This is a genomic window from Cognatishimia sp. SS12, assembly GCF_028369055.1.
Taxonomy (GTDB): domain Bacteria; phylum Pseudomonadota; class Alphaproteobacteria; order Rhodobacterales; family Rhodobacteraceae; genus Cognatishimia.
Map to the genome: position 1 here is coordinate 331605 of NZ_JAQNCZ010000002.1, position 11541 is coordinate 343145.

Consider the following 11541-nt stretch of genomic DNA (forward strand, 5'->3'; position numbering starts at 1 on the left):
GGTTATGTCATGCCTGCAAGATAGCTGAGGGCCAGATCGTGCATCGCCTGACGATAGGGGCCGGGGCCATGGCTGATGCGGGCAACGCCAAGCTCAGTCAACTCTGCCAAAGGCAAAGCATCGGGCACACGCATCACATTCAGCGGCAAATCATAGGCGTCGCAAAGTCGGCCAATCAGCGCTCCGTCGACCAGTCCGGGCACAAACAGCCCGCTGGCCCCGGCGTCGGCATAGGCGCTGAGGCGCTCCATGGCGTGCGGCATCAAGCCTGCGTGCCACTCACGATTTGGCTCGTTCAGGAACACGTCCGTACGCGCGTTGATGAAAAGCTCAATGCCAAATTCTTGCGCGGCAGCCCGGGCCGCGGCAATGCGTTTGACCTGGTCGGCCAGTTTATAAAGCCCTTTGCCGCCCACCACCTGATCTTCCAGATTGATCCCGACAACGCCGAGTTTCATCGCGCGGGTGACATTGGTGGCCACCGCCGTCGGCCCTGTGGCATAGGCGCCTTCGAAATCCAGGCTGACCGGAACATCCACGGATTTGCAGATGCGATGAATTGTCATCAAGGCCATTTCAAGCGGCAGCTGTTCGCCGTCGTCAAACCCCTGCGATGCGGCGACCGACCAACTGCCGGTGGCCACGGCCTTTGCGCCCGCCCCGACGATCACCCGGGCCGATCCGGCGTCCCAGATGTTGTAAAGGTTCAGAGGGTTGCCCTTTTGGTGCAACGCGGCGAAAGCGACGGCCTGTTCTGCCTGTGTCATCGTGGCGATGTGGTCCTATAGTTCTGTTCCAGTTCAATCAGCCGTTGCTTGCGCCATAACCCGCCGCCATAGCCGGTCAGCGACCCATCCGCGCCAATCACGCGATGGCAGGGAATGATCAGGGCAATTTGATTGGCACCATTGGCCCGCGCCACCGCGCGCATTGCTGTCGGTCGATTGATCGCCTGAGCCATATCCGAATAAGAGCGGGTTTCGCCAGCAGGAATTTCGCGCAATGCGCGCCAGACCTGCTGGGTGAACGCGCTGCCGTGATAAGCAAGCGGTACTGAAAAGGCAGCGTTTTGTCCGGCAAAGAAAGCCGCGAGCTCTGCTTTCAGCTGCGCGGTCACGTCAAAACTGCCAAAGCCAAGCGACCCTTTGGCGTAGCTTTGTAGTTTCTTGAGCGATCTGGGCAGCGCCTTGCGGTCAATGAATTCGAGCAGATGCACGGTGCGCGCATCGCAGACCGTGACCATCGCGCCCAGTGGCGTGTCGATCCAATCTGCGCGCAACAGTGCGTCTTTGGCAAAACTGCCCGGGCTTTGCCCCATAAGCTTGCCAAACGCGGTGCGAAAGGCGCTGGCGCTTTCAAATCCAGCGTCGAGCTGTGCGTCAATTACCGGCCCGCCATTGGCCAGGGTGGTAAACCCGTCGCGCAACCGGCGTTGGCGCGCCATTTCCAGAAAGGTCATGCCATAGTGGCGTTTGAAGGCGCGCCGCACGGTTGAGGGATCCAGCCCCATGGCGGCGATATCCTCTTCGCGAAAGCGATAGGACGGGTCTGCCTCGAGCGCGTTGAGCAACATTTGGATCACCGGTTCTGCGGCTGCGGCAGGCGCAAGCGGGCGACAGCGTTTGCAGGGGCGAAACCCGGCCTCGATACAGGCGCTGATGCTGGGAAAGAATTGGCAGTTTTCCGGCTTGGGGTTGCGCGCCGGACAGGTCAGGCGGCAGAAAATCCCGGTCGAGCTGACGCCGACCCAGGCGCGGCCATCATAACGGTCATCCCGGGCGCAGAGCGCATCATAAAGTGTGTGGTGATCAGGCAGGTCAAACATCATGCGCCAAGATTAACGCGAGTCGCTGTGCCGTGCCGCCTAAAATCGGGCGTTGAAGTCATTTTGCAGGCGCGTGTTTGAGTGTTTTTAAAAAGGTGAAGCGGCCGAGGTTTGAAACATGTCCCAGAAGAGCTTTGTTGCCAGCACCAAAGAGGTGACAACCAGCAACGGCTTGATCAATTTTGCCCCGATGCGCTGCGCCAGCCGGGCCCCCAAACGCGCGCCGAAAATCTGCGCCACGCCCATCGCCAGCCCAGTCAGCCACCAGGGGGTGGCCACCACCGCAAAGGCCAGCAGTGCCCCGGCGTTTGAGGCGAAATTGAGCAGTTTTGTGTGCGCCGTCGCTTTCAGGATGCCGTAACCGCCAAGCGACACGAAGGCGAGCATGAAAAAGCTGCCGGTGCCGGGCCCAAGCAGCCCGTCATAGCCGGCAATCAGCGGCACCAGTGTCAGCATGAAGATGCCCGGTGCCATGCGTCGTGCCCGGTCACTGTCATCCAACCCGCGTTTGGTCGCAAAGAAAACGGCAATACCCACAAGAACAGCGGGCAAGATCACCCGAATGAGTGTGGTCGGCAGAACCGTCACCAAAAGCGCCCCGCCGATGGAGGCGGCAAACGATATCAGCGCGGGGATGATCTGGCTGCGCAGGTCGACATGACCGCCGCGGGCGTAGCTCAGCGCAGCGGTGGCCGCGCCAAAAACGCCCTGTACCTTGTTGGTTGCCAGCGCCGTCACAGGGTTGGCCCCGGTCAGCAAGAGCACCGGCACTGTGATCAACCCGCCGCCCCCGGCAATGGCATCCACAAAGCCCGCCGCGAAACCGGCCAGCAACAACAGCGCCAGGACCTCAAGCGTGACCTCAAACATAGCTATGCGACAAAGTCAGATTTGGCGTAGCCTTGGATATAAAGCAGCGCGGTCAGGTCGCCGTGATTGATGCGGATATCGCATTCAGCGGCCACCGAAGGTTTGGCGTGCAGGGCCACGCCCGCGCCCGCCAGACCCAGCATGCCCAGATCGTTGGCCCCATCGCCAACGGCCATCACCTCATCATGAGAGAGGCCCAGACGCTCTGTGATCTCTTTGAGGGCGGACACTTTTGCTTCGCGCCCCAAAATCGGCCGCCCGACATCGCCGGTCAGCTTGCCATTTTCCACCAGCAATGTGTTGGCGCGGTTTTCGTCAAAGCCCAGCGTCGCCGCGACATGCCCCGTAAACGCGGTGAACCCGCCCGAAACCAGCGCGGCATAGGCCCCATTGGCTTTCATGGTGGCCAGCAGTGCCTTGCCGCCGGGCATAAAGCTGATGCGGGTGTCGATCACCTCTGAGATGACGCTTTCATCCAGATCTTTCAGCAGGCCGACGCGCTCGGTCAGCGCGCCTTCGAAATCCAGCTCGCCGTTCATCGCGCGGGCGGTGATGTCTTTGACGCGCGCGCCAACCCCGGCGACATCGGCAAGCTCATCGATGCATTCTTGCTCAATCATAGTGCTGTCCATATCCGCCAGCAGCATTTTCTTTTGGCGCTCCTCAGCGGGCAGAATGATCAGATCAATGCCAAGCGTCTGAAGATCCGCCCATACGTCCCATTGATTGTCGGGCTTTTGGGCCAAGGAAAATTCGGCCGCTTCGCCCGTTGCAAGCCACTGCGCCGTGCCCCCGCCCCAGGCATTGCGCAGGTTTTCGACGGTTGCAGCGTCCAAAGCGGGATTGGCAGGAGAGGTCAGAAGCGTGGCGATAAACATGGGGCGTGTGTCCGAAAGATGCGTGGTTTTGCAGGCCAACTATCCTATGACGTTGCTGAATTCTAGTCTGGCGCGTTGTTTCCGATCGTAAACCTGCGGCGCATGATTTTAGCGATAATAGGTGTCGGGGCGTTATTTTCCCTGTTGCGACAGGCGCGCGCGCCCTCTAAGAGCGGCGGTGGGACACCTCTCCCCAACGAGAGGCATTTATCTGTAAGGATACCAGCAATGGCTACTCAGCAACCGGCAGCGCGCCCGGCAAACCCGCGCTTTTCCTCTGGCCCATGTGCCAAACCCCCTACATTCGAATTGTCCAAACTCGCTGACGCCCCATTGGGTCGCAGCCACCGCGCAGCTGTTGGTAAAGCCAAGCTGAAGGATGCCATCGAAGGCACCCGCGAAGTTCTGGGTATCCCCGCAGATTACAAAATCGGCATCGTTCCTGCGTCAGACACTGGCGCGGTTGAAATGGCTCTGTGGTCGCTGTTGGGCGAACGCAAAGTTGAGATGCTGGCATGGGAATCCTTTGGCGCGGGCTGGGTGACAGATGTCGTCAAACAGCTGAAGATCGACGCCGAAGCCAAGATTGCAGACTATGGTCAGATCGTTGATCTTGCCTCTGTTGATTTCAACAATGACGTGGTTTTCACTTGGAACGGCACCACTTCTGGCGTGCGCGTGCCAAACGGCGATTGGATCGCCGCAGACCGCGCGGGCCTGACTATCTGTGATGCAACCTCGGCGGCCTTTGCGATGGATTTGCCCTGGGACAAGCTGGATGTCACCACCTTCTCTTGGCAGAAAGTTCTTGGCGGCGAAGCAGCCCACGGCGTGATCGTGCTGAGCCCACGCGCTGTTGAACGACTGGAAAGCTACACACCGGCCTGGCCTCTGCCAAAGATCTTCCGCATGACCAAAGGCGGCAAGTTGATCGAGGGTATCTTTACCGGCGCAACCATCAACACGCCATCGATGCTGGCGGTGGAAGATTACCTGTTTGCACTGGACTGGGCGCGCTCTGTCGGCGGCCTAGAGGGGCTAATCGCGCGGGCTGATGCGAACGCGCAAGCGGTGTTTGATTTCTGCGACGCCAATGATTGGATCGCCAATCTGGCCGAAGACGACGCGACGCGCTCCAACACTTCGGTGTGCCTGAAGTTCACAGATGATCGCATCAAAGATGGCGCGGCCTTTGCCAAAGCCGTGGCCAAACGTCTGGAAGCGGAAAACATCGCGCTGGATATCGGGGCCTATCGTGACGCGCCAGCCGGTCTGCGGATCTGGTGCGGCGGCACGGTCGAAACCGCCGATATCGAAGCGATGCTGCCATGGCTTGCATGGGCCTTTGACGCAGAAATCAACGCATAAGGTGTGCCGGGCTGAAGCCCGGCCTACCCAAACATCACCGAATTTGTAGGCCGGGCTTTAGCCCGGCGCACCAGAAAAAGGACCAAACCCATGGCCCCTAAAGTACTTGTATCTGACAAACTGTCTGAAACCGCTGTCCAGATCTTCCGCGATCGCGGCATTGATGTCGACTTCATGCCTGAACTGGGCAAAGACAAAGAAAAACTGGCCGAAGTGATTGGCCAATATGATGGCCTTGCGATCCGCTCGGCCACCAAAGTGACCCCAACCATTCTGGAAGCCGCCACAAATCTGAAAGTTGTTGGTCGCGCGGGCATCGGCACCGACAACGTGGATAAAGAAGCGGCCTCCAAAAAAGGTGTGATCGTCATGAACACGCCTTACGGCAACATGATCACCACCGCAGAGCACGCGATTGCGATGATGTTTGCCGTGGCGCGCCAGATCCCCGAAGCCTCGGTGTCTACCCACGCGGGCAAATGGGAAAAATCCAAGTTCATGGGTGTTGAGCTGACCAACAAAACGCTGGGCGTGATTGGTGCGGGCAACATCGGGGGCATCGTTTGCGACCGCGCCCGTGGCCTGAAGATGAAAGTCGTCGCGTTTGACCCGTTCCTGTCGCAGGAAAAAGCTGACAAGATGGGCGTTGAAAAGGTTGAGCTGGACGATCTGCTGTCGCGCGCTGATTTCATCACGCTGCACGTGCCGCTGACCGATGGCACCAAGAATATCCTGTCTGCGGAAAACCTCGCCAAAACCAAAAAAGGCGTGCGCATCATCAACTGTGCCCGTGGTGGGTTGGTTGACGAAGCGGCCCTGGCCGAGCTGTTGAAATCCGGCCATGTTGCTGGCGCGGCCTTTGACGTGTTTGCCGAAGAGCCGGCCAAAGAAAACCCGCTGTTCAACCTGCCAAATGTGGTTTGCACCCCGCACCTGGGCGCGGCAACAACCGAAGCGCAGGAAAACGTCGCCCTGCAGGTGGCTGAACAGATGTCGAATTATCTGCTGACCGGCGCGGTTGAAAACGCGCTGAACATGCCATCTGTGACCGCCGAAGAAGCCAAGATCATGGGCCCATGGATCAAGCTGGCCGATCACCTGGGTGCCTTTGCGGGCCAAATGACGGATGAGCCGATCACTGCAATCAACATTCTTTATGACGGTGTTGTTGCCGACATGAACCTGGCTGCGCTGAACTGCTCGGTGATTGCGGGCATTCTGAAAAAAGCCAACCCAGATGTGAACATGGTTTCTGCGCCTGTGGTTGCCAAAGAACGCGGCATGAAGATCAGCACCACCAATCAGGACAAATCCGGCAGCTTTGATGGCTACATCAAAGTCACCGTTGTCACAGCAGAGCGCGAGCGCTCGATCGCGGGGACTGTCTTCTCGGATGGCAAACCACGTTTCATCCAGATCAAAGGCATCAATATTGACGCCGAAATTGGCGAGCACATGCTCTACACCACCAACGAAGACGTGCCGGGCATCATCGGGACGCTTGGTCAAACCATGGGCGAAAACGGCGTGAACATTGCCAACTTTACCCTTGGTCGCTCCGATGTTGGCAGCGGCGCGATTGCTCTCTTGTACGTCGATGAAGAAGTGCCGGCCGACGTGCAGAAAAAACTCGCGGACACCGGCAAGTTCCGCCAGATCAAAACACTGCGGTTTGACGTTTGATCATCCCGCATTTCTGATTAGACATAAGGCGTCGCCCGCGGGCGGCGTCTTTTTTATTTGAGGATCACATGACCCAGCCCATTTATGCCGTTGGCGACATTCACGGTCAGATCGACCAGCTTTTGATTGCGCTGGACCGCATTGAGCGCGATGGCGGGCCGGATGCGCCGATTGTGTTTCTGGGGGATTATGTTGATCGTGGACCTCATTCAGCCGCGGTGATCGAATTGCTGCGCAAGGGGCTGGCCGATGGCAAACCCTGGACCGCGCTAAAGGGCAACCATGACCGGCTGTTTGAATGGTTCCTGGAAGAGACGCCCCGCCATGACCCACATCTGAAAGTTGGCCATTACTGGTTGCATCCGGATCTCGGCGGTCAGACGACTTTGGCCTCTTACGGGGTGGCTGTGCCTGAGGGTATTCGGCTTGAGGCGGTGCACGCTGAGGCGCTGAAAGCGGTGCCGCAGGCGCATCGCGAGTTTCTGCGCGCGCTCACGCGGTGGCACCAAACCGATGACCATATCTTTGTGCACGCGGGCCTTCGCCCGGATGTGCCGCTGACCGCCCAGAACGAGCAGGATCTGGTCTGGATACGCGAGCCGTTTCTAAGTGACACAAGAGATTTCGGAAAGCTGATCGTGCATGGGCACACCGCGCGCGATTATCCAGAGCACTGCGGCAACCGCGTAAATTTGGATGGCGGGGCGGCCTATGGGCGGCCGCTCTATCCGGCGGTACTGCAGGGGCGCGATGTCTGGCTGCTGACCGAAGATGGGCGGGTCCCGCTCAGCCCGCAGGGCGAAAACGTTTAACCTGCTTTAACCAAAGATCCCGGTTTGCGCCGCAATTCGCGCATGGTTTTGCCCTGTCTGATCTTGCAAGCTCAGGTTGTGGGGGCGTGTGAGGTATAGGTGAACTTATGCAAAAGGCACGTCAGATGCAGACAGCAGAGCAGACTTCGGGTGCATTCCAGAAGTTTGTGGCCGCTCAGAAAGAGCAGACCCCAAGCATGATCCGCTTGTTGGACAGTTTCGGGGAGTCGACGTTGTTTAAGACGTTCAAATACTAAGACTGAAAGCGGCGGGTACAACACCCGCCGCTTTGGTTTAGGTCCAATCCAGTACCACTTTGCCGGATTGCCCGGATTTCATCGCAACAAAGCCGTCTTTGAAATCATCCACCCCAAAGCGATGCGTGATGACCCGGCTGACATCGAGCCCGTTTTGCAGCATGGCGATCATCTTGTACCAGGTTTCAAACATCTCGCGCCCATAGACGCCTTTGATGGTGATGGCCTTAAAGACAATGCGCGACCAATCCACCGGGGATTTGCCGGGCGGAATGCCCAAGAGCGCGATTTTGCCGCCCATTACCAGCGCCTCGACCATCTGGTCCAAAGCTTGCTGGTTGCCCGACATCTCCAGCCCGACATCAAAGCCCTGCCGCAGCTTGAGCTCGTGCTTGATGTCGTTCAGATCCTCTTTGGTCACATCAACGGGGCGCACCGAGGGCACGACGTGTTGCGCAAGCGCCAATCGATCTTGGTTGATGTCGGTGATCACCACATTGCGCGCACCGGCGTGGCGGGCCACAGCCGCGGCCATGATGCCAATGGGACCCGCGCCGGTGATCAGCACGTCTTCGCCCAGCAAATCAAAGCTGAGCGCGGTGTGCACCGCATTGCCGAGCGGGTCCAGAATGGCGCCAATCTCATCGGGGATGTCCTCTGGTAGGGGCACAACGTTGAACGCCGGCAACCTCAGGTACTGCGCAAACGCCCCCTGCACATTGACCCCAACACCGCGCGTACCCGGATCAAGATGGAATTTACCGGCGCGGGACTGGCGGCTGTCGGTCTCGATTAGATGCCCCTCGCCCGAGCAGCGCTGCCCGATGCTCAGTCCGGTGACATTGCGGCCAATCTCGACGATCTCGCCCGCAAATTCATGGCCCGTGATCATCGGTGTGGGCACGGTGTGGCTGGCCCAATCATCCCAATTCCAGATGTGAATATCCGTACCGCAGATGCCTGTTTTGTTGACCTTGATCAGAACGTCATCCGGGCCAATTTCGGGCACAGGCGCTTGCACCATCCACAGCCCTTCTTCGGGTTTGGATTTCTCAAGCGCTTTCATTGTGTTGGGTTTGGTCATGACAGGATCCCCAAATCTTTGCCCACCTTGCCAAAGGCGGCCAGCGCGCGGTCCAGTTCGTCACGGGTCAGTGCGGCATTCATCTGCGTGCGGATGCGGGCCTGACCGCGCGGGACCACCGGAAAGAAGAAACCCGAAACATAGACACCTTCGTCAAACAGACGCGCGGCCATGTCTTGCGCCAATTGAGCCTCGCCCAGCATGACAGGAATAATCGCATGCTCGCCGTCAAGCAGCTCAAAACCCAGCTTGGTCAGCCCGGCGCGCCAATAACGCGCGTTCTCAAAGAGCTGCGCGCGCGCCTCTGCACCTTCTTCGACCAATCGGATGGCTTCGATGCCCGCTGCGACAATCGCCGGGGGCAGCGAGTTTGAAAACAGATAGGGGCGTGCGCGTTGGCGCAGCAGGTCGATCACCGGCTGCGGCCCGGCGATATAGCCGCCGATGGCCCCACCCAGCGCCTTGCCCAGCGTGCCTGTCAGGATGTCAACATCGACGCCAAAGTGATCGGGTGTACCCGCGCCGCGCGGCCCCATAAACCCCGTGGCATGGCAATCATCCACCATGACGATGGCGTCATATTCTTTGGCGATGCGGGTGATTTCAGGCAGGTTCGCCAGATAGCCATCCATAGAGAACACCCCATCGGTGGCGATCATCACATGGCGCGCGCCGGCATTGCGGGCGTCTTTGAGTTTGGCTTCCAGATCTGCCATGTCGTTGTTGGCGTAGCGGAAGCGTTTGGCTTTGCAGAGTCGAATACCATCAATGATCGACGCATGGTTCAGGCTGTCAGAAACAATCGCGTCTTCTGGCCCGAGCAGGGGTTCGAACAGGCCGCCATTGGCGTCAAAGCAGGCGGCAAATAGAATGCTGTCATCTTTGTTGAGAAATTTTGCGATGCGCTGCTCGAGCGTGCGGTGGATGTCCTGCGTGCCGCAGATGAACCGCACCGACGCCATGCCAAACCCTTTAGGGTCCATCACGTCTTTGGCGGCTTTGATCAGGTCGGGGTGATCGGCCAGTCCCAGATAGTTGTTGGCGCAGAGGTTGATCACCTGACGATCGCCCACCGCAATCTCGCCCCCCTGAGGGGAGGTGATCATTCGCTCGCGCTTCATCAGACCCTCGGCTTCGATTTGCTCAAGCGTTGAATTGATATGCGCGATGAATTGATCAGACATGGGTCGACTCCTTAATTACGGAGGCATTTCTATCATAGCGGAGTTATTTCCGAAATAGGGGAAATTTGATATGTTGGAAAATATCCGTAATCACGGATTTTTTTGACGCAAATCCCACAAAAAGTAAAAGCGCCCAGAAGGGCGCTTCCAAAAAATCGTCAGTTTTGAAGGCAATCAAGCGTTTTGCACGACCAATAACGCATGAGCGGGTCCGCCCAGCGCCTCGATCCGGTGCGGTACATCTGCCTGATAGCGCGCGGTGTCGCCAGAATAGACGTCTTCTTCGGCCGATCCAGAAATCACCCGAACATGTCCCTCGATCACTGTCAGATGCTCGCGCGTCCCGCGGCTATGGGCGTCGCTGACAAGCTTGCCGCCTGCGCGAAAGCGCAGGTCATATAGTTCATGATGCCCGGCATCCTCTGGGGGCGAAAGAATACGGATGTTGCACCCCTCGCCGCGGTTTTCGATGCTGGGCGTGTTGGCAGAGCGCAGCACCTCGACACGATCGGCGGTTTCGCCGTCCTCGAGCAGCCCGGCAAAATCCACTTGCAGCGCGCGCGTGAGGTTCCAGAGCGTGGCAATGGTTGGGCTGCTTTCGCCGCGTTCGATCTGACTGACCATGGAGCGCGACACGCCCGAAAGCTTTGCGACCGCATCCAGCGACAGACCTTGTGCGCGGCGCGCCTCTTTCAGGCGGGCAGGCAAAAGGTTGAGAATTTCACTATCTGTGTTCATGGGGTATCACCTGCCGTGCCCGGGGCGCAAAGTCAATAATCGCTCACGGCGCGACAGGATAGTCGCGCATGAATACCCAGCGGTCCCCGTCACTCATCTCAGGCTGGTATTGATAGCCACCCAGATCAAAATCCTTCAGCGCTTCTGGGTCCGTCAACCGCCGCTCGATCACATAACGTGCCATGCTGCCCCGGGCCTTTTTGGCAAAGAAGCTGACAATTTTTGGCGTGCCCGCCTTCATTTCCATGAAGACTGGGGTGATAACCCGCAGCTTGAGGGCCTTAAGGTCAACAGCCCCAAAATATTCTTGCGAGGCGCAATTCACCAGCACATCGGTATTCAATTCTTCGGCCTGCGCATTCAGAGATTTTGAAAGCGCATCGCGCCAGAACTCATAAAGGTTCTTACCGCGGCGCGTCTTAAGGCGACTGCCCATTTCCAAGCGGTAGGGCTGAATCGCATCCAGCGGGCGCAGCACACCATAGAGTCCCGAGAGAATCCGCAGATGCTCTTGCGCCCAGGCGATTTCTTCGGCGTCCAGACTCTTGGCCTCAAGTCCGACATAGGTGTCACCAGCAAAAGCATAGACAGCCGGGCGCGTCACGGCAGCGCTCGGTGCAGCCTCAAAGGCCTGAAACCGATCGCGGTTCAGCCGCGCCAGATCCGGGCTGAGCGCCATCAGTTTTTGCAAATCGCCAAGCGTGAGATTGCGCGCGGTTTTCACCAGTTTTTCGGCCTCTGAATGCAGGGCCGGGGTGGTCATCTCGCTGGGGGTTTCGGCCCAATCCAAACGTTTTGCAGGGGATATCACGACAAGCATGTGGTGTCCTATCTGGGCGGCG

General features: G+C 58.5%; 11 protein-coding genes. 3 read left to right on the plus strand and 8 right to left on the minus strand.

The genetic code is table 11. The features are described 5' to 3' along the window. Positions 1-2 precede the first annotated feature (2 nt). From N6L24_RS06255 to serB, 4 genes are all read right to left on the minus strand, one after another. Positions 3-767 (minus strand): isocitrate lyase/PEP mutase family protein, encoded by a 765-nt coding sequence (locus N6L24_RS06255; RefSeq protein ID WP_271843802.1) that lies wholly within the window; start codon positions 765-767, stop codon positions 3-5. Next, positions 764-1828 carry a bifunctional transcriptional activator/DNA repair enzyme AdaA gene (locus N6L24_RS06260; protein ID WP_271843803.1) on the minus strand — a complete coding sequence of 355 codons (1065 nt, stop codon included), beginning with the start codon at positions 1826-1828 and terminating at the stop codon, positions 764-766. Before N6L24_RS06260 ends, N6L24_RS06255 begins: the two co-directional genes overlap by 4 nt. Before the next feature lie 84 nt (positions 1829-1912). After that, the gene (locus N6L24_RS06265; protein WP_271843804.1) at positions 1913-2695 is read right to left on the minus strand and encodes a TSUP family transporter; all 783 of its coding nucleotides are present in this window, start codon (positions 2693-2695) and stop codon (positions 1913-1915) included. Between the two features lie 2 nt (positions 2696-2697). Continuing rightward, positions 2698-3573, minus strand: a complete 876-nt coding sequence (gene serB / locus N6L24_RS06270) for a phosphoserine phosphatase SerB (RefSeq protein WP_271843805.1) — start codon at positions 3571-3573, stop codon at positions 2698-2700. Positions 3574-3801: 228 nt separating this feature from the next. On the opposite strand from serB, the gene N6L24_RS06275 reads away from it, so the two are divergent. The 3 genes from N6L24_RS06275 (at position 3802) to N6L24_RS06285 (ending at position 7436) form a co-directional block, all read left to right on the plus strand. Further along, positions 3802-4941: a phosphoserine transaminase gene (locus N6L24_RS06275; protein WP_271843806.1), complete on the plus strand. Its 1140-nt coding sequence runs from the start codon at positions 3802-3804 to the stop codon at positions 4939-4941. Between the two features lie 90 nt (positions 4942-5031). Beyond that, positions 5032-6624 carry a phosphoglycerate dehydrogenase gene (gene serA / locus N6L24_RS06280; RefSeq protein WP_271843807.1) on the plus strand — a complete coding sequence of 531 codons (1593 nt, stop codon included), beginning with the start codon at positions 5032-5034 and terminating at the stop codon, positions 6622-6624. A 68-nt stretch (positions 6625-6692) separates the two neighbouring features. Next, on the plus strand, positions 6693-7436 hold the full coding sequence (locus N6L24_RS06285; RefSeq protein WP_271843808.1) for a metallophosphoesterase: 744 nt from the start codon (positions 6693-6695) through the stop codon (positions 7434-7436). A gap of 294 nt (positions 7437-7730) precedes the next feature. Here N6L24_RS06285 and tdh read toward each other — a convergent pair whose 3' ends face one another. From tdh to yaaA, 4 genes are all read right to left on the minus strand, one after another. After that, entirely contained in the window at positions 7731-8759 is a 1029-nt protein-coding gene (gene tdh, locus N6L24_RS06290) for an L-threonine 3-dehydrogenase (RefSeq protein ID WP_271843973.1), read from the minus strand. A 14-nt stretch (positions 8760-8773) separates the two neighbouring features. Further along, complete coding sequence (locus N6L24_RS06295; RefSeq protein WP_271843809.1) at positions 8774-9961, minus strand: glycine C-acetyltransferase; 1188 nt, start codon at positions 9959-9961, stop codon at positions 8774-8776. A 174-nt stretch (positions 9962-10135) separates the two neighbouring features. Continuing rightward, positions 10136-10699 carry a helix-turn-helix domain-containing protein gene (locus N6L24_RS06300; protein WP_271843810.1) on the minus strand — a complete coding sequence of 188 codons (564 nt, stop codon included), beginning with the start codon at positions 10697-10699 and terminating at the stop codon, positions 10136-10138. A gap of 43 nt (positions 10700-10742) precedes the next feature. Beyond that, positions 10743-11519 (minus strand): peroxide stress protein YaaA, encoded by a 777-nt coding sequence (gene yaaA, locus N6L24_RS06305; RefSeq protein ID WP_271843811.1) that lies wholly within the window; start codon positions 11517-11519, stop codon positions 10743-10745. Positions 11520-11541: the final 22 nt, after the last annotated feature.